Origin of the sequence: Nocardia rosealba (assembly GCF_020216065.1) — a bacterium.
GTDB lineage: Bacteria > Actinomycetota > Actinomycetes > Mycobacteriales > Mycobacteriaceae > Nocardia > Nocardia rosealba.
This window is the reverse complement of the sequence record NZ_JAIWNA010000009.1, coordinates 1-24,942: the sequence shown is the minus strand read 5'-3', so window position 1 is coordinate 24,942 and position 24,942 is coordinate 1. Positions and strand designations below refer to the sequence as shown.

Annotated in this window: 16 protein-coding genes and 1 rRNA gene; 8 read left to right on the top strand and 9 right to left on the bottom strand. The window is 65.0% G+C overall.

The genetic code is table 11. The annotated features are described in order from the left end of the window. Window positions 1–20: 20 nt before the first annotated feature. Together LDL21_RS26080 and LDL21_RS26075 are read right to left on the bottom strand one after the other, a co-directional pair. On the bottom strand, window positions 21–5,051 hold the full coding sequence (locus tag LDL21_RS26080; protein ID WP_255675562.1) for a DEAD/DEAH box helicase: 5,031 nt from the start codon (window positions 5,049–5,051) through the stop codon (window positions 21–23). After that, complete coding sequence (locus tag LDL21_RS26075; RefSeq protein ID WP_225282140.1) at window positions 4,952–8,335, bottom strand: hypothetical protein; 3,384 nt, start codon at window positions 8,333–8,335, stop codon at window positions 4,952–4,954. Before LDL21_RS26075 ends, LDL21_RS26080 begins: the two co-directional genes overlap by 100 nt. Here LDL21_RS26075 and LDL21_RS26070 point away from each other — a divergent pair. Continuing rightward, window positions 8,260–10,323 (top strand): DEAD/DEAH box helicase, encoded by a 2,064-nt coding sequence (locus LDL21_RS26070; RefSeq protein WP_308017171.1) that lies wholly within the window; start codon window positions 8,260–8,262, stop codon window positions 10,321–10,323. The genes LDL21_RS26075 and LDL21_RS26070 overlap by 76 nt on opposite strands. Window positions 10,324–10,330: 7 nt before the next feature. Here the strand turns inward: LDL21_RS26070 and LDL21_RS26065 are convergent, their stop codons facing one another. Beyond that, on the bottom strand, window positions 10,331–15,154 hold the full coding sequence (locus tag LDL21_RS26065) for a PDDEXK-like endonuclease domain-containing protein (protein WP_225282139.1): 4,824 nt from the start codon (window positions 15,152–15,154) through the stop codon (window positions 10,331–10,333). A 535-nt stretch (window positions 15,155–15,689) separates the two neighbouring features. On the opposite strand from LDL21_RS26065, the gene LDL21_RS26060 reads away from it, so the two are divergent. The 3 genes from LDL21_RS26060 (at window position 15,690) to LDL21_RS26050 (ending at window position 17,820) form a co-directional block, all read left to right on the top strand. After that, on the top strand, window positions 15,690–16,268 hold the full coding sequence (locus LDL21_RS26060; RefSeq protein ID WP_225282138.1) for a hypothetical protein: 579 nt from the start codon (window positions 15,690–15,692) through the stop codon (window positions 16,266–16,268). 130 nt (window positions 16,269–16,398) lie between these two features. Continuing rightward, window positions 16,399–16,992 carry a hypothetical protein gene (locus LDL21_RS26055; RefSeq protein ID WP_225282137.1) on the top strand — a complete coding sequence of 198 codons (594 nt, stop codon included), beginning with the start codon at window positions 16,399–16,401 and terminating at the stop codon, window positions 16,990–16,992. Between the two features lie 123 nt (window positions 16,993–17,115). Further along, window positions 17,116–17,820 (top strand): phosphoribosylanthranilate isomerase, encoded by a 705-nt coding sequence (locus LDL21_RS26050; protein ID WP_225282136.1) that lies wholly within the window; start codon window positions 17,116–17,118, stop codon window positions 17,818–17,820. On the opposite strand, the gene LDL21_RS26045 is transcribed toward LDL21_RS26050, so the two are convergent. Beyond that, the gene (locus tag LDL21_RS26045; protein WP_225282135.1) at window positions 17,777–18,499 is read right to left on the bottom strand and encodes an EamA family transporter; all 723 of its coding nucleotides are present in this window, start codon (window positions 18,497–18,499) and stop codon (window positions 17,777–17,779) included. The two genes, LDL21_RS26050 and LDL21_RS26045, sit on opposite strands and share 44 nt — an antisense overlap. Here LDL21_RS26045 and LDL21_RS26040 point away from each other — a divergent pair. Next, window positions 18,489–18,629, top strand: coding sequence for a hypothetical protein (locus LDL21_RS26040; RefSeq protein ID WP_225282134.1), 141 nt, complete (start codon window positions 18,489–18,491; stop codon window positions 18,627–18,629). The two genes, LDL21_RS26045 and LDL21_RS26040, sit on opposite strands and share 11 nt — an antisense overlap. 16 nt (window positions 18,630–18,645) lie before the next feature. Here the strand turns inward: LDL21_RS26040 and LDL21_RS26035 are convergent, their stop codons facing one another. Continuing rightward, entirely contained in the window at window positions 18,646–19,977 is a 1,332-nt protein-coding gene (locus LDL21_RS26035) for a hypothetical protein (RefSeq protein WP_225282133.1), read from the bottom strand. A 163-nt stretch (window positions 19,978–20,140) separates the two neighbouring features. On the opposite strand from LDL21_RS26035, the gene LDL21_RS26030 reads away from it, so the two are divergent. After that, complete coding sequence (locus LDL21_RS26030; RefSeq protein WP_225282132.1) at window positions 20,141–21,031, top strand: ADP-ribosylglycohydrolase family protein; 891 nt, start codon at window positions 20,141–20,143, stop codon at window positions 21,029–21,031. Here LDL21_RS26030 and LDL21_RS26025 read toward each other — a convergent pair. From LDL21_RS26025 to LDL21_RS26015, 3 genes are all read right to left on the bottom strand, one after another. Further along, the gene (locus LDL21_RS26025) at window positions 21,021–21,899 is read right to left on the bottom strand and encodes an ATP-grasp domain-containing protein (protein WP_225282131.1); all 879 of its coding nucleotides are present in this window, start codon (window positions 21,897–21,899) and stop codon (window positions 21,021–21,023) included. The genes LDL21_RS26030 and LDL21_RS26025 overlap by 11 nt on opposite strands. An 18-nt stretch (window positions 21,900–21,917) precedes the next feature. Next, a complete protein-coding gene (gntA, locus tag LDL21_RS26020) occupies window positions 21,918–22,616 on the bottom strand; it encodes a guanitoxin biosynthesis heme-dependent pre-guanitoxin N-hydroxylase GntA (RefSeq protein WP_225282130.1) in 699 nt (232 codons plus the stop codon). A 179-nt stretch (window positions 22,617–22,795) separates the two neighbouring features. Continuing rightward, complete coding sequence (locus tag LDL21_RS26015) at window positions 22,796–23,233, bottom strand: hypothetical protein (RefSeq protein ID WP_067643231.1); 438 nt, start codon at window positions 23,231–23,233, stop codon at window positions 22,796–22,798. 154 nt (window positions 23,234–23,387) lie between these two features. On the opposite strand from LDL21_RS26015, the gene LDL21_RS26010 reads away from it, so the two are divergent. Beyond that, window positions 23,388–24,485: a WD40/YVTN/BNR-like repeat-containing protein gene (locus LDL21_RS26010; RefSeq protein WP_225282129.1), complete on the top strand. Its 1,098-nt coding sequence runs from the start codon at window positions 23,388–23,390 to the stop codon at window positions 24,483–24,485. A gap of 5 nt (window positions 24,486–24,490) precedes the next feature. Beyond that, the gene (locus LDL21_RS26005; protein WP_174550364.1) at window positions 24,491–24,763 is read left to right on the top strand and encodes a MoaD/ThiS family protein; all 273 of its coding nucleotides are present in this window, start codon (window positions 24,491–24,493) and stop codon (window positions 24,761–24,763) included. Between the two features lie 59 nt (window positions 24,764–24,822). On the opposite strand, the gene rrf is transcribed toward LDL21_RS26005, so the two are convergent. Further along, a 5S ribosomal RNA gene (rrf, locus tag LDL21_RS26000) occupies window positions 24,823–24,939 on the bottom strand. Window positions 24,940–24,942: the final 3 nt, after the last annotated feature.

The window sequence follows — 24,942 nt, the reverse complement described above, 5'->3', positions numbered from 1 at the left end:
AAACCGCTGCCCCGGCGGCATTACACGCCGGCCAAGATCGCAGCCAGCTCGTCGACGTCGGCCTCATCCACCCGCACGACCCGGAAGCCGTCAGCCGCCAAGCCGGAATCGCGATCGTCGTCCACGCCTTCGACGACCACGACCTTCTCCGCCGGCCAGGCGATGTCGACCATCCAGTAGGCCCGTCCGGCCTCGATCCCGACCTCGGGCTTGGGAACACCGGCCTGTTGCAGCTCCGCGAGCAGGTCCCGGACGGCCTGGGAGGAATACAGCGGGTCCTCGTCCCAGGATTCCGGTGCCTTGTCGACCGACAGATCGGTGACTTCGGGTGCCAGTCCGAGCTGGTGGAACACTTCCAGCGCGCCCGCTCTGGTCAGCTGATCATGGAACCTGGCGTTGCGGTAGGACCGCAGGCAGCCATAGCACGAGGTCTCGATACCGCAGTCACACGTGGCGACCCGTTGCGCGGCGACCCGCAACACTCGATCTAGTTCCGCGGCAATCTGTTTCGACGCCCCCGCGCCGGCAGGCACGGTGTCGAACAACACGATGCTTCGACGGTGGTCGGCACTCCAGGACAGCGTTCCGTCGATGTCGTCGCGGCTGATCTCCAACGCCTCCGAAGCACCTTCGAGCAGGGCGTACAGCACCGACAACCACTTGTCTTCCGACTCTGTGTAATGGAAGTCCGCAAAAGTGAACTCCGCGACGTCGGTTTCGTAACGATGGGCCAGGTTGACCTGATCGAGCGGTCCACCACACGGACTACCGGTCGCCGGACGCTCATGTGTTTTGCTCGGCGCGCGATCGAACCTGATCGGCTCGGCCCAGCCGCACCAAGCACACAGCCGGAATCCGTTGCCCGCTCCTTCGCCGATCACAGCGAGTTTGGCGCGCGTACCCGACCGCGCCCACACTTGCATATCGTCTTTCGATGGCCAGACAACCGGTTCCGAACCCTCGCCGACCGTCTCCACAAAGCTGGCGCCCGACCATGCTCGTTGGGGCGCTTCAGCTTTCACATCCTCGGGCTTTCGATCGGCGACGAAGCCGAACTCCGGCAGAACACAGGTTTTCGTCGCGTCGAATTCTGCCCGGCAGTTCGGACAGGTCGACAACGGGTCGAGCACATGCCCTGACTCGAAGTGATTGCATTCCTTGCATACGCGGTACTGCAGCGTTTCCAGCTCCCGTTTCGGCAGTTTGTGCAGACCGCGCGAAGTCCACAACTTGCCGCCCGCGACCACCTGGTTACCCGGTGCGTAGTCGTAGATCGCCTGCCCGAGGTCACGGGCGAGTTCGAGCTTGGCGCCGACGGTACCTTCGCAATGGGTAGTGCGCAGTTCCACGGTGTCGACGGGAAATCCGTACTTCGGCAGGACGTTCTTGTTGGCGAGATATCCGAGCAGCTGGCGACCTTGGACAGTGTGCAGGGTCTTCTGCAGACGACTGCCGAGCGCCAGGTTCTTCGCGTCGATGGCCTGTTGGATCAGGTCTTCGAAAGTCGCGATGTCCGTGCGGATGTCGTGTTCCGCATCGGCGAGTTGGGCACACAGATGTTCGACCCAGGCGTCGGTTTCCACCCCGATCTCACGCTGCACGTGGGCAGGCAATGCAGCCCGTAGGGAGCTTCGAACAGCATCGGGGACAGGAGTCAGAAAATGGCGTACTCGAGCGGCCGCCGACTCGGTCTCATCATTCTCCGGCGTGAAGAACTCACCGGCCGTGGCCCACTCGCGGCCCTCCTTGTCATAGCAGTCACGAAAATAGGCGGCCAACGCGACAGAATGGGCGTGTCTACGGCCGATTCGGTCGTTGTCGATGGGAATCCACGGAATTCGCATCTTTCCGGCGATCATCGACTCCGGCTTCTGGAACTTCGACAGATCGTGTGAACTGCGCTTGGCGTAGGTGACCACGAGTGCGGCCGACGTGGCGCGACGCCCGGCCCGACCTGCCCGCTGCACGTAGTTCGCCGTTTTCGGCGGCATGTTGCGCAACATCACCGATTGCAGATCGCCGACATCGACCCCGAGCTCGAATGTCGTGGAGCACGACAGGACATTCACTTCGCCGGAGATGAATCGTCGTTGGATGTCGGCGGCCGCGGTGGCCTCCCATTGCGCGGTGTGCTCACGCGCCGACAGCGGCAACATGGCCAACGACCGGTACGCGGTCCGATAGTGATTGATGTCCTCGTCGCGGTCCGGAATCGCGTGGGGCGCGAGCCGCCCGTCACAATTGCCCTGGGGGCACAGATCGCGCACATTGTGGACGGTGATCCGGCGGCATGCCCCGCACTGGAACCATTCACAGTCGGCACCACGACGGATCCGCAGCTGGTCTTGGTCCAGCTGGTACAGCACACCGGCAACGCGGTCGCTCTCTTCGAGAAAATACTTGTTCTGCAGTAGAAAGTTCCAGCATGCGTCGAGCACCTTTTCGGCCGGTTCCGACCTGCCCAATTCGGCAAGGACCTTGCGCAGGAACAAGATACGGTTGTTCGCAGTGCCCGGCCTGCCGCCAGGAAGCCAGCTGATGATACGACGATCCCGATCCGAATCCCGCGAACGGATTCGGATCCGGCTGGCACGAGGCTCGAAGATCGGCAGTGTGATGTCGACTTCGGGAAGCAGACTCATCGCGCCCTGCAGCCGGATGGACTTCACGAGCTCGTTCAGCAAGGCCCATACCTCGTCATCGCTGAGCCCCAGGTTGCGGAATCCCTTCGGGATCTCGGCATTTCGGGACCGGAACAATGAAACCGCCATGAGCCCGAGGCCTTCCAGCGACTGACGCTGGTCCATCGCCATCAGCTCTGCCATCACCCAGGGGTTGACCGCGCGCATGATCGTGGCGCGGGTGGCGCGTTCCTCGAAGTGCTGCGCGCGCACCGCCATGGCTTTCGCATCAGCAGCCAAGTCATCAGGTGACAGGGCCTCACCGGCATTCTTCGGTTGGCCAAGCGCCTCGGTGAGGTAGCGCCGTTCCAGCATCCGGCCATAAGTCTGCTCGAGATAGGGAGCGGCGAAGGCCGCTGCCTGCCTCGAGTCGGAGAACATCAACAGTTTCCGCCCGCCGCCGACGAAATCCGCCGTACCGTCCGCAGCTTCCGGAAGATGCTGGTAGAGCGCGGTCGTGATGACCGCAGGCGCGGCATTCGTGTCGGTCCGCAGCCGCCGGATCACCTGCCGTGACCGCGCACCGCACTCGGTGCACTTGCTCATCACCCGTGCGGCGGCACGATGCTCCCGGACCCGCAATACCCGGCCGCCTGGGCACTTCGGCGCGCAACTCCCGCGCGCACCACATCCGGTGCACAGCGTGCCGGTGCCGGTGCCTGCGGCGCTGCTCTGCTGCTCGTCGAGAGTTTCGTCATCCTCGTCGATGAGGTCGCCGGTGTCGCTGTCGGTCACCACCAACCAGCTCACCTTGCTCTCCCCCTTGGCTGGGCGGAAGTACTCGCGGCCGTCGACCAGCTCCCGCTGCCCGGCGAGATGCACAGCACCGCACCGCTGACAGGTACCGAATTCGAAAACCGCGCGTCCGGTATTCGGATCAACCTCGTGACGGCCGAGCAATACAGTGGGGCCGTTGTCGTCGAAACTGACGAAGGCGCCCTCCGTCGCCCGGACGAACAGGTGGTAGCGCGCAGACAACACCGGCTTCTTCGTCTCGTCGGTAATTTTCGAACCCAGTGCGACGAGGGCTTCGAGCTTCTGTGGGGCCTGGGCGTCGTCCGGCCACAACTTCGCGGCGAGCTCACGGACGCTTTGGGGTCCGGCCGCCGCGTAACTTTCGAGGTCGGCGATCCGGCGTTCGCTGTGCAGTGCGTCCACGATGTCACCGGAGGGCACCTTCGTACCGATCCAGGTAAGGTCGGCACCCGGCGCGGCCAAGGTCAGCAGCTTGTCGTCGTCGATCTTCCAGGTCGCCGGTGGACGGCTGGGCATCCGGGTGGCGGTCACCAGATCCTGACGACTCGGGTCGTCGGCCACGAACTCGAACGGGACGTCGAACAACTTCTGCGCAAACGCCGTCGCCTCGATCCCCTGGGCTTCGGGCGTGGTTCCGGACAACGACGCCGACGTGGCGATGCACTGTAGCGACCGCCCGCCGGCAACCCGATCCCGGAGTCTGCGCAGCAGTAGCGCGACTTCACATCCCTGCGCGCCGTCGTAGACGTGAGCCTCGTCGAGCGCTATGAATCGCCAAGTGTCCTGGTGCTTTCCATCGAAAAGCTCCAAGTCACGCGGGCGCAGCAGCAGATACTCCAGCATCGCGTAATTGGTGAGCAGGATGTGTGGCGGGCTGTCGCGCATCTCCTCTCGGCTGAGCAACTCGTTCGGCAGGCGCTCGGCACCGGAAAACATCGCGTGGTAGCCGGCCTCGGCGGCGGCGCGGTGCCGTTTGGTTTCGCCCGTATAGCGTCCGAAAGTGATCTCCGGGGTTGCTGCGAGCAGTCCCCGCAAGCGTTTGAGCTGGTCATTGGCCAGCGCGTTCATTGGATACAGCAGCAAGGCGCGAACACCTGGCCCGAGTGTGCCCGCATACTTCTCGGCGATGAGAGAGTTCAGGATCGGAAGCAGGAAGCTCTCCGTCTTACCCGAACCAGTGCCGGTGCTCACGACCAGGTTGCGGCCACTCGCCACCTTGCGAACGGCTGTCTCCTGGTGCGCATACAGCGCCCGGTCCAGCTCGATGGTTGCGCCGAACTCTGCGAAGCCGGGGTGCAATACGCCCTCGGAGATCAGTGACCGCAGCGACGCACCCGGTGCGTACGGGGGCGTCAGCTCGAGCATCGGCCCCTTCGTGAGCAGCGAGGTCTCGTCCACCGCCTGGTCGAACGCGCTCGCCAGCGCCGGATCACGCGACGCCAGCAACGTTTTCAGATAGCGTTTGTAGCCTGCTTCGATGTCGGCACTGGCGGCAAGGGGATCCAGCCTGTCGGTCACCGATGGTCTCCGATCTTGTTGATGACATCGTGGTGCAAAACGTAGGACGCGAGCGCATCGGCGATCAGCAGGTCGGCAGCGACCAGTCCTGGACATAATTCGGCCAGCCTGGCCCAGCACTGCCGCATGGGCGCGGTGAACGCCGGATGCGACATCAGCGAGCGAGCCCGCAACCGGGCGACGACAGCGAACAGCAGCGACTGCATCGACATCAGCATCCAGGGGAATTCGCTGGTGTCTACCCCTGTCAGCGCATCACTGCGCGCTTTGACCACGTCGTATACCCACGGCGAGGCCCGTCGCAAGGGGGTCGTCAACGCAGCCGAGTGGGTGGTCATGGCATGCGAGGCCGGATCGGACTGCCAGTCGAGCCGCCGGGCGAACGCCTCGAACATCGCAGCCCTTCGGGTATCCGGATCAAGCAACGCCCCGGGCACGATCTCACACGCGTCCCTGAGCGCGGCGATCTGCTCCGGCGCCATGCGGTGCATCCCGATGGTGTTTCGCTCGAAGTAGCCGGTGTAGACCTCCCGCAATTTCCCCGACAGCAGCTCGACCAGGGCTGGACCGCCCTGCGTGGCCAGGTCGGCACGAAGCGCTTCGGCACTCTCCTCGGCCGACTGCAACACGACATTCGGAAGGTCGGCGATATCGATCAGACAGCCGAGCCATGGATTGGCGTGCTTACCCAGGCGGAAGTACGAACTGAAATCCTTGTCCACCAGCCCGGTACGGATCAGCAGTGCTGGAAGCTGGGCCTGCGGAAGAGCGCTGCGTTCCAACGCCTCGAGTGAGCTTCGAGGATCGGCCGCGAGAACTCGCAGCAGTCCACCGCGAACCAGCGGGCTGAGCGAGCTGTCGGAGTAACAGTTCGCGTAAGCGGACCACACCTCGGCGAGCGCACTGCCCGAGACGGGCGGACCCCCCGCCCCGGCCAGGAATTTCGCCAGCTCTGTGCGTGCCGGGTCCGAATCCTGCAGCCAGCCGTGCTGCGGAACGTGGTACGCCGTATCGTCAGGGCGGCTCGGGGCGGTGATCACCGCCCATGGATCATCGACGAAAACCTGCACGGTCAGCGGTCCAGCATCGACGAATTCGGCGGGCAGGCGCGCCTTTCCCTCGACGATCTCAACCTGTGTCGGTGGCCGCCACGGCGCGGTCTCCGGCCAGACGAACGCGGCGAGGTCGTCGCTGTCGGTGCCCTCGAACACCAGCACGCCGCCGTCCAACCGGAGTCCTGAGCACAGCAGGCGCGGCTGCACACGGGCCACGGTGACCTGAGTGGTCCGACCGTCCGGGGTATCTATCCGGGCCAGCAGTGTCGCGGTGCGCAGCGAGCGCGCGGTGTCGGCAAAGGTCCGGCTCGACACCTGGAAGAGATTGTCGCGGTTGACCTGTGGCTCCTCGGTCTGCCGAATCCGGCCCACCGAATCCGACAGTGCGATGTCGACTTCGACATCGCCGGGGACTCGAACCGCCACGATCAGGTGCTCGGTGAGATCGTCGACGGTCAGCACCGGCGCGACCGTGCGCCAGCGGGCGGCGGCGCCGATGTCGTCGACCCGGAACTCGATATGTGGCGGACGAAGGACCAGGCGTTCGACCGTCTGCCCTGCTGATACCCGAAACTCCGAATCACGCTGCGCACTGGGAAACTCGACGAACGCACGGTCGAGGGCCAACGGCGGCGCGATCTCGAGCACGGTCGCCGCCGGGGACAATCCGTCCGGGGTCGGTATGCGGAAGATGCTGTCGTGCTCGACCGAGAGCCCTTCCACCATGAACATGCTGTGTCGAATGTCTTGCCCCAGTGGCCCACTGATGACGATGTCGAACATGCCGAGCAGGCCCGGCGCGAGACCGTCGAACGGGTCGAGCTCGGTGAGTTCGGTATCCGATTCCCATTCGTCGTCGGCCAGCCAATCGGTGGTCCCCGACTGGCGCACCCGCACGCGCCAGGCAACCGGCTCGGCACCTGCGACGGGCAGCGTTACGGCGGGCCGTTCGCTGTACACCGGCAAGCCCGATCTGGTGAAGACCCCTTCGACCGGGTCGGCTAGATCGAGTCGGGCGGCACCGACCCGGCGAACCTGCTGCACCGGGCCGAGAAGGTGATCCCGACGCAACCGCACCGAGTCGACCGCCGCCAGGTCGTAGACCCGTGCTCGCCAGTCGCGCCAGCCCGCGGGGACAGCTTCGGCTGTGAACGACACCGGCGCCCCACTGTGCCCGTCGACCAGCGACGCGGTCGCCGGATGGACACCGATCACCTCGCCACGCGGCAGGGCGAGATGCCGGGAGATCGGTTTGCCGTTGTGATCGAACAGCAAGAGCGGATTGTCCTTGTCCACCAAGGAAATCCGATGATGCGCCTCGGAGGCGTCATGGCGCAGGACCACTTCGCGCACTCGATGTGGGACCCGAACCTGAGTCGGCGGGTGCACCTCGCCTTCACTCAGGCCCCAACCTCGTTCGGCGTACACCTCAGTGCTGTCGCCGTCGAAAGAAACCAACCACGGAAATTCGGAGCCCCGGTCCGGAAACGGAACCTCGACGACGACTTGGTCATCGGATCGCGAATAGGCGATCACCGGTAGGCGTGATCGACCGACCCGACCGGACTCGGCAGTGCTCGACCCGAACGGCCGCTCCTCGAACCGGTCGATCAACGCTTCGAGCATGACACTCGGCAGCCCGGTGGTCGAGGTATCGAGATCGAGGTCGTTGGCGACCTCCGGATGCTCGCGGGCGTATTCGGCGAACTCGATGATCCGGTCGACGATGTCGACAGCGGCCTCACCACCGAACTGCAGGAAGTTGCGGACGGGAACATCGAGGTGGTTCATCCGGTACTCGAGACCGGGCTGGGTGAGCCACTCGAACACGGCAGCACCACTCGGTTCACGTCCGAGCGAAATGTGCTGTTCGATAACGTCGACCAGGTCGTTGAGGCAGTGCACCGGGACTCCGGCATGCACCGCCATGGTCTGCACGTACTGCTGGTTGCTGATCTCCGGGAATTCGCGCAGCTTGAACTTGCGCAGCAGCGAGGTGAGCTTGGTCCGCAGCAGGTTCTCGAACTCCTGCTCGCGCTCCATCGCCAGTTCCGCCCAGAAACTCTCCCAGTATTTCCCCTGCTCATAGGACAGACCCGCATGCCCGATCAGGGTGGTCAGGGTGAGCGCGGGAAACCGGTCGATCAACCGGGCAAGACCGTGGGTGCGTCGGTGATCCCGGATGAGCTGGCCGAACAGGTCGCGGGTCCGGACGATTTCGTCGTGGTCCAAGTTGAGCTCGACGAACAGTGACACCCGCTCCAACTGCCTGGCGCGAGCGAATTCTTCGTCGCCGGCCTGGACCCACACGAACGACTCGGCCATTCGTGCCACACCCCCTCCACACCGCGCCTGCTACCCATTTCGGGCGCCTGGCAAACCTCCATCAACCGATTCTCATCATCTCACCGATCGGAAGTTTCCGGGCGCAGACCGAAGCTGCTGATTTCGAGCCGCTACCCTCGTCAGCGGAGGCCCCGTTCGGGCCTGGCGAGGAGGGTGTGAGGGTGCTGCGCCCGTGGCAACAGGCTGCCTACGACGAGTGGAACCGTAAGGGCCGCAGAGGCATCGTCGAGGCCGTGGCGGGTACGGGCAAGACCGTGCTCGGTGTGCGAGCCGCGGCGGAAGCGGTCGAGGCAGGCAGCCCGGTCGTTGCCGTAGTCCCCGACGACGCCGCCCGTGAACGCTGGCTCGCAACGATGGAAGAGACGATGCCGTCGTGCCGGATCGGCAGCCTCGCTATGCCGAGCCGAACCTGGCACGTAGCGGTGCTCACCGCCAACACAGTGGCGCGCCTGCGCACCGCCGACCTCGATCACCACAGGGCCCTGCTGATCGTCGATGACCTGCATCGATACGGCGCGGGCTTTTGGCCGACGGCATTGACGGAGCGCTTCCCACACCGGCTCGGCTTCACCGATGCCCTCCCGCCCGGGGATCGCACCGTCGACTCGGTGCTTCTCCCCTACTTCGGCTCCGTGATCGCCGGCTGTGATCACCCGCGTGCCCGCGCGGACGGCCATCTCGCGCCGGTCACGGTCGTGCAGGTCGGTGTCGAGCTGACGCCCAAAGAACGTGCCCGCCTCAATCAGGCACAATCACTGGTCGAGCGCGAGATCGACACATTGACCGGCAGCTACGGCGCACCGGATCGCTCCGAGGAATTCCACGTTTTCGTCGAACAGCTCCGGCAAGGCCGTGGCTCCGGGGCCCACCATGCCAACCGCTATGTGCAAGCGCTCGGCGACCGGGCGACATTGCTGGCGGAATGCCGGGCGAAGATGGACCTCGTCCGCTCGCTGCCGATCGACGTACTCCGCGATACCCAGACCGTGGTTTTCGCCGGCCGAGCGGTGGCGGCGGGGACAGTGGTACAGATTCTGAGTTCCGCCGGAGTTACCGCCGCCATCTCGGGCCCCGCGCTGCGGCCCGAGCAGCGATCGGCGCTGTCGGCCGGCCTGCGTGAACGGTCGGTGCGGGTGCTCGTCGAACAACGCGTGCCCGACGAAACGGTGCTCGTGCCGCACGCCGAACTCGGGTTGTTCCTCGCCCGCAGCCACGACCGCACCGAGATGATCCGGCGGCTGGGTCGCGTCGTGACTTCTGCCCATGCTGGCCGGCCCCACGTCATCGTCATCGCCTACGTGGTCGGATCCATCGAAGATCCGGCCGCCGGCGTCGATGGTTCCTTCCTGTCGGTTGCCCATCGACTGGCAGACAACACTGTGCGCACGGATGTCGCCGGATTGACGCAGTTCCTGACCGAATGGGCCGGTCAGGCAGCTGCCGTCGCGGCAGAAGACCATGCGGTCGGAGCGGCCGCGCCATCCGGGGTTCATCTGGTGGCGCACGACGACGCAGACAGCGAAGGTGCCGACACGCACGATCCCGACGACGATGACTCTGTCGAGGACATGGCCGAGGCGGTGCCCGAGTACGCCGACCTGCTGGACCAGTTGACCAAACTCGAATTCGTTGCCACCGGAGACGAAGTGGGCGACCTGATCGGGGTCACCGATCCTCGTGAGCTGCTCGACGAAGTCCAAGCCGCGGCCGACGCCGGGCTGCTGACCTACCGCTCACTCGGCGAACCCACTGAGGACCTGCTGCTCGTGTCGGCAGCCGTGGGCGGCACGAGGGCGACACGTGAGCAGGCCGCAGCGGCGATCGCACAATGGGCGGCCGGATCCGATGATCCGGTGGGCGAATTGCGGTCAGTGATGTCGCGGGTCGGTACGCTCACCGTGCCGCCGCACCGGCTCATCCAGATCGCCGCGTTCCTCCGCGGGCGAACACCCTCGGGCCTGCTCTGATCTCACCTCATCCGGCGGGCGCCGTACGCGCGCTCGAAAGCACCAGGGCGAACATCGAGATGGCCCGATCGGTCAACTGCGCCTGACCCAGCTCGCTCGCGGCTGTCTGCATCAGTCCACGCCGGTCGCCCCAACCGGTCGTCTCAGCAGCATCGGCCAGGATTCGGGCGAGTTCGCGCGGCGGCACCTCCTCGATGAAACGGGCTCCCAGCGTCCGCCGTCGCACCTCCGGTTGGCTCGGTGATCGGTAGGTGAACCATTGCGGCTGAGGTAGTTCCAGAAAGTCGTCCACGATCAGCTCGCCACGCTCGACAGCCACCGACAGTGCACGGTCCAACGCTGCCCTGCCACCTCGCTCGTCGTCGTCCGCCACGTTGCGAAAGAACACCGAACGCAGACGACCGGCGGTCACGGGGCCCTCCACCTCGACAACGCGCAGCAGATCACTCACGACCGTCTCGATCGGCGACGCGGCAGACAGCGGTGACACCAATCCATTGAACGCCGAATATTCTTGCTCACCAGCTTCTTCCGTGACAACAGAGGGTGCGGGGGCGGCGTTCGGAGGCTCGATCGGGACGTCGATGTCGACGTTCTCCTCGACTGGACAGACTTGCTCGTTTTCGCCAGCCCCGGCATCGGGTTCCGGTTTGCGCCAATCGAAGTCGGCCAGCGGATCCACGACAGGCTGCTGTATCACCGGCTCAGCGGTTCCGACACTCGTCGCCGACGCGATCGGTGCCGCATCGGCTTGCACCAGGTCCTCGGCCGACACCGGCGTCAGGCCGACCTCGTCGAGCAGTTGCCACAGTGGCTCGAGGCTCGACTCCGGATCGGACACGAAGCGCGACTGCCGAATTCGGAAGAACGGCCAACCACACCGTTGCAGATCACGCTGCCACGCCATCGACCGCTGGTATTCGATCGGCCCCGCCCACCTGTCGCCGTCACACTGCACAGCGACCCGGATATGGCCTCCGACAATCACCATGTCGAGCCCGTGTCCGCCGACGTCGTACTGTGCGACCACCCGGTAGCCGCGACCGACGATCCGGTTGAAAACGCATTGCTCGAACAACGAACGGAAAGGTGCCACCGGCCTGTTCTCGGGGACTGGCTCCGAAACCCCGGTGGTGATCTCCGGCGGCGCGGTCTCGATCGTTCGGCAGTAGTCGAGCAGTTGGTAGCGCAGGTCGGCCGGATTCTTCAATTGCTCGGCGGTGACCGAGTGGAACAACCACAGCTGATCGGCCGCACGCGACACCGCGACGTTGTACCGCTGGGTCGCCGATTCGTCGGCTCGGGCCACCAGCCTGGTCTCCGGTCCGGCCGACTTCACCATCGACAGGAACATCACATCCCGTTCGGCGCCCTGGAAGTCGGCCGCGTCGCCACAGCGCAGCCGACGCCGGTCGATCTCCTCCGGAGACACCTTGACCAGCATCTTCTTCCAGATGACTTCCGCCTGCGCGGTGCCGAGCAGGGAGATCACCCCGAAGGTCTTCCCGTCGTATCGCGAATCGGCCAAGCACTCCAGGATGCGGGCGACGATCCGATCGGCTTCGATCTCGTTCACATTGCCCGGCGTGCTGACGCCGTCGGGGACGTATTCGGTCCGGATCGGCGGTAACCGATCGACACCGTACAACCGCACGGGCACCAAACGCACATCGTCTTTTTCGTAGGCGATCTTGTTCGAGAAGCCGATGATCTCGGGCACACAGCGGCGGTGTTCGAGCAGGGTGAGCCGCGACGGAAAGCGCATCGCGGCCTCGTCGAACAGGCTCCGCTTGGGGTCGGTCCACGTGGCCCGGTGCAGGTTGTCGGCCAGAAATTGCTCGCCGAGCCCGTTCACGGTGTCGATCTTCACGCCCACACCGGACGGCGAAACCTGACGGTTGTCGCCGATCACCACGATCCGTGGCGCGAGGTACTGCAGAAACACCGCCTCCACACCCGCCTGTGAGGCCTCGTCGACAACGACGACGTCGAACATGTCTTGTTCGATGTCGAGCTGCTCGACCACCCGGTAGATCGGCATGATCCATACCGGTACCGCGGAGCGGCAACGAGCCAGGGTCTCCCGGATCTCGGCACGACGGCGATCCGCGTGCGCGCCGGTGCCCTTGCCGAGGCGCCGGACCAGCTGGGCGTACTGACGCAGATCCACCCTGGTGTTCGCGGTGAGCCGCTCGGGTCCGACCGCGTAGTCCCAGGCCTTGGTCACCGCGAGCTCGGATGCCTCGTTGCGCAAGGACGCCTCGATGTCGTCGAGCCGACCGAACAGCTCGTTGACGGTGTCGTCTTCGTGCGCCGCGAGCCATCGGCCCAAACCTGCCCATTCCCAGGCATTTTCGATCTCGGCGAGGCGGTTGTCCCACGCGGGATCGGAAGCCGTTGCCGCGATCGCGTCCCGCAGGCGCGGCAACGATGCCATTCGCGCCCCGAGCTCGTGTCGATGAACGAACCTGCGCCGCACCGTGTTCAGTTCACCGAGGCGCTGATAGGCGCGACGGTAGGCTTCGACATCGCCGCGTTCTATCGCGGCATGCAGCTCTTGCAGATTCGCCGTCGCGTGCGGCTGGAATCGCACAGCATTCAGCTTGACCGACACCGTATCGAAAAGATGTTGTACTGCTCGTCTTTCGTCGATCGCGGTGACGGCCTCGAACGACGCGAAGATCGGCTTGCGCGCGTTCGCGTCGGCCCAGTCCGGTTCAGGGAGGCCGAAGGTGCGCAGTTGCCTGCCTGCCTCGGCCAGCTCGGCGCCACAGCTCAGCAACCGCCTCAACTGTTCGGCATGTTCGCGATGCCACGTCAGCCGGATCGTCGGACTCCCGGTGACAGGCATGGCCGGAGTTCCCACCCACACCTCGTCGAGCTGCCCGAGCAGTCGTTCGATCTCCTCGAAACGCAGGAATACATCGAGTTGCTCGGCCGTGGTCGGGATCCGCCCGTCGACCCGGACGTGCTCGAACAACGGCGCCGCGTCCTTGAGCACCCGGCTCTTACCGAACGCGAAACCGGCCTTCGGCATTCCGTCCGCACCGACCTTGAGCGGACCAGCCGTCTCGATATGCGCGCGAACAGCTTCGGCGAGCGACACCATGGCAGCGGTATCGCCACCGTTCACGCGCACTTGCGATATTCCGACCTGTGCGACCAACTGCTGCGCCGGCTGGGTGAGACCGGCCAGGCGCATCGCCCGGTCCTGCCACAGGGCGGCGCGCCCAAGACTGATGTCGGCCAAGGCTTCTCGAACCCAGGCGTCTCGACTCGCCGCGAGGTCACCCAACTCCCGGTCCAGCCGCCGTACCATCGCCAGCAATTCCGCACGCGTCGGCAGATTCAACGCGGCAATGCGCTCTGTCCACTGTGGCGCACCCTGTTCCGAGCAGGACCTGACGCGCGCCTCGGCCTGCAGCAGTCGTTCGGACCACAGTGCAATCTGATCGACCGGCGGAACATCATGAGTGGTGATCAGGTCCGGTGCCCCTGCTTCGGAGTCATCGAGCGCGCAATCCAGGAGCAGCGCCCGCCACTGCGCGACGTCCGCCGCCGAGACCGGCAGCGCGGTGCCGGGTTCGACCGGATCCAGAGCGGTGATCCAGTCGAAACGCGAGGCTTCGTCCCGATGGCGCGTCACCAGTTCGGTAAGCGTCCCCCGATATCTACCGCACTGGTGCTGCACCACCTCGGCTTCGCGCAGCCGCAGCAGTTGTTTCCGGATATCCGCCCGCTCAGCGCGCAGGTCGGCAACGCGGGCTTGCGCAGCTTTCACCGTTGTCTGGGCACGATGCGGGTTGTGGCGGTCGGCTTCCTGCGCTATGCGCTCCATGGCACGTTTCAGATCGTCGAAATTGTCGCGTGACGCACCGGCCACCGAGACGCACAGCCCACGCATCTCTTCGCGCAACTTGCCGCGAACTTCTTCCAGCGCACGATCGGTGTGGGCGGTGACAAGCACGCGTTTGCCCTGGGCGAGCAGGTGGGTGATCAGCGCGGCGGCGGTGTGCGTCTTGCCCGTGCCGGGCGGTCCCTGCACGATCGTGTGCGCATGCGAATCGACGTGCTCGAGGATCTGGAGCTGCACGCTGTTCAACGGCAGCGGCAAGAAGCAATCGTCCCCGTCACGAACGATCGCGCCGCTCTCCTCGGACCTGACCATGGTCGGCGCATAGGCGGGGTCGACCAGATTTCGAATCCCGCTCGGCACCTCCCGCTGGTCCTGGATCCGGTCGGAAATCGAGTCCAGAACCCTGGTCAGGCCCCGCTTGCCGCGCGACCGCATGATCAGCGCGGGGGCATAGAAGCCGACCGGCTCGTCAGTGGCCGTGGCGGGCACGTCCTCGTCTCGGAAGCTCGACGAAGGACCGAGGCTGTGGAGCAGGCGGCGCATCAGTCCGGCGATCGTCGCTCGATCGAACGGTTCGAGTCCTTCGTCGACGAGCTCACGTTCGGCCGTTCGGAGCAGACCCGGATCAGCGATCTCGGACGGATCCAGGAAATCGGTGAGTTCCACCGCGGCCCGGCCGCCATCACGGTCCACCTGTACCGTCAACCGCCCCGAATCGGTGTCGAAATCAAGCTTGACCGGCAAGGTCAGCACATGGCGGCGGGCAGTTCCCCATCCTGGCCTGCGCCAGACCAGGCAGCCGAGCGCGAGCACCGCTTCCTTGGATTCCGCCGAGGCATTCACGTCCGAATACATCTGGTAGACGGTGCGGTACAGGCGCAGCGCTGCTTCCTCGATGTGCGCCCCAGCCGCCCATTCCCGCCATCGAGCAAGCCAGGCGTCGAACTCCTCCACAACGTTCGGATGGTCGCTCAACAGCAACGTCCGAGTACCTGTACCGTCCAGTCGACGCTGAAGCAAAGACGGCTCGTCATCGGGGTCGTCCAATCGGCCAGGTGCCAACCAAGCCCGGACTGCTACCTCAGGTGCGTCGACAGCCGGAGTTCGACGCACCTTGTCCAGCAAGAGAAATGGGGCGTCGGCGTTGTTCGGCGTGAACCGGATAGAGGGATGGTCCGGTATTGCACCGAGCCACTCGATCACGCCTAGGTCGGCAGCATCTTGGACCCTCGTCACCCCCACGCCCTGCACTCGAGCGAGGAACCTGAACAACCGCGCCGCGCGATCTACGAGATCCGTATCGTCCACCACGCCCCGCACCGCCACTCCTCGCCCTGACCATCAGCCCTTGAAACGCTATCGTCTGGAAGGTCCTCGGCGCTACAAATCGACAGGCTGAGCCGGTAGCGATTTCGGCAGGTCATGGGCGATCCGAAGGTCGGGAGCATTGAGGGCGGGACCGCGGCTGTCCTGCGGTCATCGAACCCACCCGTCGTGCAAGGATTGTTCAGTGCCAGACATTGTGACGATCACGCCCGTGGAGAGTGGATGGGTCGTCCGCGTCCCCAGCGGTGCCGAGGCGGTTGTCGACGACCTCCGTTCCGCCGCATTCGACGCTGCCCGGCTGGTAGACCCCGGACGCTGGTACGAGATCGGCCAAGACCTCGTCCTCGTAGATGCGAGCGGCGCGAGGGTGCACGCATTCACGCTGTTCTTCGACTGGAGCAACGATGAAGCGCAGGTGCGCGCGATCTCCGAGAATCCGCCACCGGGATGCCGGTGGTACGCCGAAGGATCAGGTCTGCACTGCTTGCGGACGGGCTCGACCAGGTTCGACGCGATCGCCGACATCGCCGGCGAACTTCGCCGAAAGCATGGGCTCACAGTCGACTTCGGCTATGAGAAAGATGAGTGGGACAACGATCCGGACCGGATCGCGCATCTGCTGTTGAACGCGGTGAACCGGGCGGGATCCAGCGGGATCGATGAGCACCAGCTACTGCGCTTCGTCACGCTGACGCTGGGCGGGACTGTCGGTACGACGACGGAGGCCGGTGAGGCATTCACGAGTTACCGGCTGCCCGTCTGACGAAAGGCCGCCGTCGAATATGCGGCCCGTCGAATTTCACCCAATTGCAAGGTGCATGATGCCAATTCACACTCCGGGGCTGCCCGGGGACATTCCGCCAGCTGACGTGTTGTGGGCTCGGTGGGCATTATTGGCCGCGATCGACGCAACCACCGAGGCCGAGGCAAGCACCTATCGCACTGGCATGTGGGTCGATCACGATGGCCTTCACTACGAAGACGGTGGTTGCACCTGGTGGGCCATGTCGCGGGTCGGCGAAGGGCGGTTCGTGCTCTATGGAGAGGACGAATCGAGCGGGGTGAAGTGGCACAAGCCGCCGATCGACATGCTGGCGGGTGGGCCGGACTGGCTTCCGTTCGATGAACTGCGCGAGCGGATCGCCGGGTACGAGCTGGGTTGTGTCTACTGGTTCGAGGATGGCGCCTGGGCCCGTGCGCCCTATCCCGAGGATCTCCGAGACGACGGTCTGAGCTGCGGGATGAGCCTGTTCATCGAGAGGGAGCAAGTGCTCGACGAGCTGTCTGTGCGTCTGCTGGAGTCGGCGGGCAGGCTCGGCGCGGAGGGCATTCTGTCCGATGCTGAGACACGGTCCCTGACCCCTGATCGGCTGGTCGACGTGCTGCGCCCGGAGACTCCAGGCGACGAACCACCGGACCGGCCAGCCATTGTTCGTGCCCTTCTTCTCGCGGGGATCGCGGTCCAACAGCCCAGTGAACGACGCTGACAGCCGCACTGGTTCATCGACGAGCCGCGGTCGAATCAGCACCGGCGGATAGTGTCGAACAGCATCCGAGATTCAGCCCTCCCAGGTGGCTGGATAGCCTGCGACGTCACTAGGCTGGGCGGCATGACAGAGTCCGTTCAGGTGAAGATCTGTGGTATCAGGTCAGCAGGCGATCTGCGCCGGGCTCTACGCGCCAAGCCTGATGCCGTGGGCTTCATCTGCGGCGTTACTGCCTTAAGCGAGGACGAGATCAGCGCGGAGGAGGCTGGGGAGCTGTCCGCGCTGGTGGCCGAGCTCACGGTGCCGGTGAAGCGCGTGCTGGTGACTCATCTCGAGGATGCCGATGACATCCTGGCTCTCGCCGATCGCATCGGCGTCGACGCGATTCAGGTTCACGGTTTGGTGAGCACGGAGAGTCTGCGAAAGGTGTATGCGCGCACCGACGGACGCCGCGAGATCATTCGGGCGGTGCATGTTCTCGATGAAGGCGCGTTTGCCGATGTGGAGGCAGTCGCGGATTACTGCGACGTGATCCTGCTCGATTCGCGGACACCGGACCGCCTCGGCGGCACAGGACAAACCCATGATTGGCGCATCAGCAACAAAATCGTCGAGTCGCAAAAGGATCGGGGCAAGCGGGTAGTCCTGGCCGGTGGGCTCGATCCGGACAATGTTCGTGCGGCGATCGACGCGGTCAAACCTTTCGGTGTCGACGTCAACTCCGGAGTCGACGACGCCGAAGGCGACAAATCCGAGGCTGCCTGCGTCGCGTTCGTCGAGGCCGCTAGGGAAGCTGCCTCGACTTATCGTCCAGCACAACAGCACTGAGGACGAGCCCGCCGCCGACCACCGCGCCGAGAGTGATCGGTGTATCGGTGAATATCGCGCTCACCACTGCGGCGAAGACCGCTTCGTTGAGGCCGATGATGCTGGCTTTCGTGGCGTCGAGTCCGCGCAGCCCGCGCCAATACAGCACAAATCCCGGGGCGAGCAGTAGGGCGCCGACGAGTACGAGTGAACCGGCTGTGCGCGGGTCGGGTGGATCGGTGAATATCAGTGCGGCGCCGAGGAACCCGGCTACGACCAGTTGCCAACCCGCTGATGCGATCGTCGGCCGTTGTGCCGACTCGCGGGCGATCAGGCTGACAAGCATCGCGACGCACACCGCACTGCCGACCGCCAATACGCAACCCAAGAGCGCTCTGTCCATTCGGATTTCAGCTGAACTACCCGGCACCGCAACCGCCACCGCAGCACCGACCAATAGAAACTCGAGCGCCACCAGCGGCGTGAGCAGGCGTCTACCCCGCACGATCTCGGTGGCGAGTAATAGCAACGGCGCAATGAGATGCAGCGCAACGACAACGGGCAGCGGGCCACATTTCAGAGCGGCGACGAAGAGCATGAGGTTGGCCGCTTCGAGCGCGCCGAGCCGCAGGTAGAGAGCCGGCGATTCCATCAGGATTCGCAGCGGACCTTGACGACGAACTCCCGCGATGAGCAGCAACGTCGCGCCACCGCCCGCGGCAACCAGCGCCGAGGAGGTCAGGGCGCCTTCAACGGCTGCCAACGCGGCGCTCGAGGCACCCCACACCAGCGTCGCCGTGAGCATGATCCACGGCGACGCGCGGGTGTAGGAGGACCGGGCTACGGTCAAATCGCATAGGTCACGATGGGCAGCACCACAGCAGTGAACCCGCCGAAGACGGCCGCCGCAACCACCCGCGACGACGACGCGGGAAAACGACTGGTGAGCCAGGTGAGCGTGCCGAAAGCGATCACCGTCGTCCCCCAGATCACGAGCGCTCTTGCTGCCAGCTTCACCGGCCAGTCCGGATTTTCGTACCTTGCATTCAGCTCCGCACCATGGGCCACAATGGTCAGTCCTGCTGTCATAGCCAAGAGGAAGACCGCGAAGCCGGCAAAGCTGTTCATGATCAACCGCTGCCGTCCCCATTTCGCCAGCACCTGCCCGTCGCTGTGATGCGCACCGTCCGCTCGGCAGATCAGATCGAAAATCTTTCCGGGATTGGCTGTTTCGCCGACCGCGGCCCGGGCGTGCACCATCGCCTCGAATGCCGATGTCGTCGAGTAAGCGGTGACGAAACCCTCACTCGACGTCCTGAACCCACCACGACTCGGGAGCCGCACCGACATCTCCTGCAATTCGAACAGCGAAGTCAGTGCGGCACGAACCGCCGGATGAAAGATCAACTTGCCGTCCGCGCCGAGCAGGGCACCTACCGCCGAATGCAGGCCGAGATGACGCCACGTATGTGCGATGTCGCCGCGCAGAAAGTACTCGTCCCCATTGCAATTCACACCGTCGGCCAGGGAGTCGAGGATCCGTTCGATCGCCAATTCCGACGCTCTCCGCGCCCGTTTACCACCGACCGACGCGAATTCCGAACGGGCCAGGACGGACACGATGTGCGCAGCGGTATACAGCGGTTCGGCGCGGACGTCGTCGGACAGCATCGTCAACGCCAGAAACGTGACACCACGCAGCGTGACCCTGGCGACCTCTTCGTTCGCCGCCACATAGGGCGCGAGGGCGTGCATCGCGGCGGACGTCGCGGTGAGCGACACCGGACCGATCGACCCCGACATCCGGTACCCGCCCGACTCCGCGTCCTGCTCCTCGATGAGCCGCCGAATACATTCGGCCACATCGGGATCCGTGTCCGGCACGCCGAGACAATGCATCGCCCGCAACTGCCACGCGATGTCGATCGGCCCGGTGAATTCGCCCGCGCCTGCCGTGGGCGGCACGATGCGTTGCCTGCGCACCAGGTGCAGCACTTCGTCGGCCCGCGGCACCGGGATCCCCGCCGCGGCCAACGCGCACACAACCTCGGCCGTGTTCTGCGGATTCGGTGGCACGTCGTGAATCCAGCCCCACCCGGCCCCACCTGCCCCATCGGAGAATTGGTAACGCTCGAACCATTCGACCGCCAGCCTCATCCGTTCATCGAGATTGGACATGTCTTCCCCTTACCGATCTGCACCGAAGCCGCTTCGCCCCAGGTCCTTTCACTTATACAGACGCAAAACAGACCGCTTCCGGATCGGACGAGGCTCCTGACACGATGATCCGGTGATGCGATGGAGATGGCGGTCGAATACTTCCGATGATCGTGTGGAACCGATGCTCGCTTCGCTCGAGGGGCTCTCGGTCGGCGATGCACTGGGGGCCCAGTTCTTCATCATGGGCAGGTCACTTCCGGACCTTCGGTCGGGTAGGCCGCCACAGGCTCCGTGGGACTGGACCGACGACACCGAGACGGCGTGCGTGCTGGCCGCCGAACTGCGGCGTCACCAGCACGTCGACCAGGATCGCCTCGCCGCGGAGTTCGCGCGCCGGTTCTCCCCGGAACGCGACTACGGGCATGCGACGGTCACGACGCTTCGTCGGATCCGCAACGGAGCGCCCTGGCGCGAGACATCCGCAGCCACCTTCGAAGGTCGTGGTTCCTGCGGCAACGGCGCGGCTATGCGGGTCGCGCCCCTCGGCGCCTACTACTGGGACGATCCGCGACGAGCTGTTACCGAAGCAGTACGGTCCGCCCAGGTGACGCACATGCACCCCGACGGCGTGCTCGGGGCGGTCGCCGTGGCCGTTGCGGCCGGGCAGGCCGCTTACGTCCGCTGCATCCAAGCTCAGCCCACCGCCACAGGATTCCTCACCGCCGTCCTGGAACGGCTCGAACCGGGCGAGACGACGCATGGCATCTACCGGGCGCGTGAGCTGCTCGGCGCCACTGTTGCCGAAGCCGCACACGAACTGGGCAACGGATCGCGAGTGATGGCACAGGACACCGTGCCCTTCGCCTTGTGGTCCGCCGCAACATATTTGGACGACTACCCGGCTGCTGTCACCGCGTGCATCGAGGCGGACGGTGACATCGACACCACCTGCGCGATCACCGGAGGGATCGTCGCCGCGTATACCGGAATCGGCACGGCGAACGGAGTACCCCAGGCTTGGCTCGCCGCCCGCGAACCGCTGCCGTCCTGGCTCACCTCGATCAGGGTTTGACGAGCGGACCGATCAGCGCGGCGGGGTCGACGGTTGAGGGCAGGTCGCTGACCTGGGCGTCGCCGACTTCGATCACCCGCCATACCCCGTCGACGCGACGAGCGATGTCAGTGGTGATGAAGCGGCAACCGAGGCGGGAGACCGCCGGCGCTATTGTGGTCAGGTCCGGTTCGACGTGGGCTGCCGGGTTGTCGGAATGCGGGCCGATGAGGATGGGTTCGCCGTCGAGCCACCAGACTCGGGCCTCCGATGCGGGGGTGTCTGCCGTATCGGTGAAGTCTTCGAATTGCCGCAGCACGAGACCACCTGCCAAGAACTCGCCCTGTAGTTCGACGAAATTTTCGACCACCCGTCTCAGGTTGGCGGAATCGCGCAGATCGGGGATGTAGCAGGCGGTGTCCCACTCGTGTTTTCGGGATTTCACGTAGTCCTTGACGATTCCCGCTCCGTCACCGAGGGGCGTGACCAACTGTGCGAGCGCCGATTCATTGGGGATCTCGCCAGGCCTTGACGGCGACCACACGGTTCGCGGCGTCAATTCCTCGAATGAGGGATACCAGCCAGGCAATTCGTGAGCTGAGGCGTACTGGTCCGGCGCGACCGCCAGGCTGCAGCCGCGCGATGAAAGCGCTTGGGCCAGTTCGCGATATCGTTGCGACGGAATCATCCAGCCCCGGTACCACAGCTCTCCGCTGTCCCGGGCCACGCGGCTGACGGCCGCGGCGGTCTGCCCGGCCAGCAGCGCGTCATGGTCCAGCAGCGCGACAGCCGCGCCGGCGGCTCGGGCGGTGGCCGCTTGCTCGGCGAAATGGTCGTCGACCTTTCGCGGGCTCAGTGGGTCACAGCAGAACAGCAGTGTCGTGGGCACTCTCGCCACACTATTCCGTCAGATATAGGCGCGCTGGACCTCGGCCGGGCCGGATTCTTCCGCTGCAGGACGGGCGCTGAACGGGCACTGCCAGTCGAGGGGCTTGGGGCGGCCGGAGTAGCGGCGGGCCTCGGATAGGGTTTCGTACTCCATCAGGTTCGGGTTGATGTCGCCCTGGAGCATGATGTCCTGTTTACGGATCTTGTCGGCGAGGCGGTCCCACATGCCGTCGGCTTTGATGCGGGCGAATTGTTCGTGGGAGTTGAAGGCGAGCATCGGGAAGGGTGGGCGGCGGCCGAGGCGGCGGTGGGTTTCGTGGAGGCCGATCACGAAGAATTTGTGGCCGGCGACGCTGTATTTGAATTCTTCGGACCGGGGGTCGGCGGAACAACCTTCCGCCCAGGCGAAGCGGTCCGCGTCGGCCTCGTGGAGGAGCTGTAGGTGCTGCCACAGGAGCTCTTCGAAGCGGAGCTCGTCCACGCCGCGAGGCTGCTCGAAGGTGGCGATGAAGCTTGTGAACTTGCGTGAGCTCCAGTCGGCGGCGCCGACGAACTCCGCCAGATCAGCGGCCATCAGACGAGCTGCTTCTGCGCCGCCGAGCACGTCGTAGTGGCAATGGGTGATTCCGCCCTGACGCCAGGCGGAGCGACCCGCCAGACAGGCGAATCGGTCGCCGAGCAGGAAATTCGCCAGCTCAGCTCGCGCGTCCGTCGTCAACCCCTGTGTTCCTTTCCGTGCGTACGCGCGTGATCCTGTCAGGTGACCAGCGCAGTGCGCGAATCGGGGGAATTGTCACCGATGCCGGTTTCCCCCGCTCGAAGGCCGGATCCGTGAAATGTCCATGTCCGAAATCACACCCGGCCGCTCGGTGCCGTGAAACTCAGTGCGCTGTTCGCTCAGGTCAGGTCGCGGCTCAGCCAGAAAGTCGTGCAGCCTTCACCTGTCACTGTTCCGGTCAGGATTGTGGTGCTGTCCGTGCGGTCGGCTATCAGGTCGACCATCCGGTAGGAACCCGGTCTGTCGATCCACGACGTTTGGCGGAAGACGAAACGGGTCGGCTCGGTGTGCCACTGCATGGCGAAGCGGCCGTTCGGGACCGTGGGGTTTTCCGGCAGCGGATAGAATTCGAACTCCGCGCGGTCAGGCGATCGCACGGTCAGGGTGAGGCCGGTGGCGCCCTGCGCGCAGGTGTAGGAACCGGTCCAGGTCCCCTCGAGCGTCTTTGCATTTGTGGCGTCGGGGTCTGTTGCTGTCGCAGTTCCCTCGATCGAGCGCCCGCATCCCAGCATTGTCGCCACCGCGAATAACCCTGCGGCATAGACGAACTCGCGCATTCTCATACTCCCCTCCGCTGAGTCGAGATCAGGACCCGGAGATATTATGCAGAACCTCGCCATCCCCCGTTTCCACCCGAATGACATTCCGATTGTCGGTGGTCCGGAGTAGCGTGACGGACGTCGGCGTTGCGGTTACCACTGGAGGTCTGCGATGGACGTGTTGCTCGGGATAGGGACTCGTAAGGGGCTGTTTCTGGCGCGGAGCCGGGACAGGCGGAAGACCTGGGAGGTATCGCCGCCGCAGTTTCCGGTTGCCGATGTGAAGGCGTTGGCGATCGACACGCGATCGGAGACGCCGCGAGTGCTGGCGGGGGTGTTGAACAGTCACTTCGGTCCGACGATGGTGGTCAGCGACGATCTCGGGCAGACGTGGAGTGAGCCGGACGACGCGCCGCTGGCGTTTCCGGACGACACAGATGCTGCGCTGCAAGGGGTTTGGCAGATCAAGCCGGCGACCGAGGCGGAGCCGGATGTGGTGTATGCGGGAGTCGAGCCGTCTGCGTTGTTCCGTTCCGAGGACGGTGGGCGCAGTTTCGAGTTGGTCCGCGGACTCTGGGACCACCCGCATCGCACGCAGTGGCAGCCGGGAGGCGGCGGACTCGCACTGCACACGATCCTTCCGCACCCGGCGGACACCCGGCGAATGGCTGTCGCGATGTCGACCGGTGGGGTGTATCAGACCACCGATGGTGGGGAATCGTGGCGACCCACGAACAAAGGGGTCACAGCGGACTTCATGCCGGGCGAGTTACCGGAATGGGGGCAGTGCGTGCACAAGGTGACGCTGGATGCTGCGGATCCCGACACGATGTATCTGCAGAACCACGGCGGAGTGTTCCGTAGTACCGATGCCGGTGAGCGCTGGCAGTCGATCGATGGTGGACTGCCGCCGTCGAACTTCGGGTTCCCGATCGTCGCGCATCCTCGCCAGCCCGGCGTGATCTACACGTTCCCGCTGGTCGCGGACATGGATCGCTTTCGATTTCCGCCCGATGCGAAGTGCGCCGTCTACCGCAGCGAGGACGGTGGGCAGACCTGGTCGGCACTCAGCGATGGGCTGCCGGAGGTGCCGTTCTGGGCGGCGGTGATGCGTGATGCCATGTGCGCTGACGATGCCGACCCTGCCGGCATCTATTTCGGCACTCGCAACGGCGAGGTGTACTGCAGTGCGGACGAAGGCGATCACTGGCGGCTGGTAGCCGACAAGCTGCCGGACGTGCTCTGTGTGCGCGCCGCGGTGATCGGATAAGGGCCGTGGCGCGCGTCTGTCTGCCGTCGGTGCTTCGCACGTACGTCGACGGCGCAAGGGAACTCGACATCGACGGGGCGGACCTCCGCCAGGTGCTCGATGTGCTGCGCGAGCAGTATCCGGGGCTGGAGCGGCGCTTGCGCGATGAACGCGGAGTGCTGCGCCGGTATGTGAACTTCTATGTCGACGGTGACGAATGCCGGACTCTCGACGGCCAGGAGACTGCGGTCCAGAAAGGGACCGAGGTGATGATTATTCCGGCCGTTGCCGGCGGCTGAATTGGTCCAAATACGACGAAAGCCCCCTGACCGTAGTCAGAGGGCTTTCGTGAATGATTGTCCGGCGGTGTCCTACTCTCCCACACCCTGTCGAGTGCAGTACCATCGGCGCAGGTGGCCTTAGCTTCCGGGTTCGGAATGGGACCGGGCGTTTCCCCACCGCTATAACCGCCGTAACA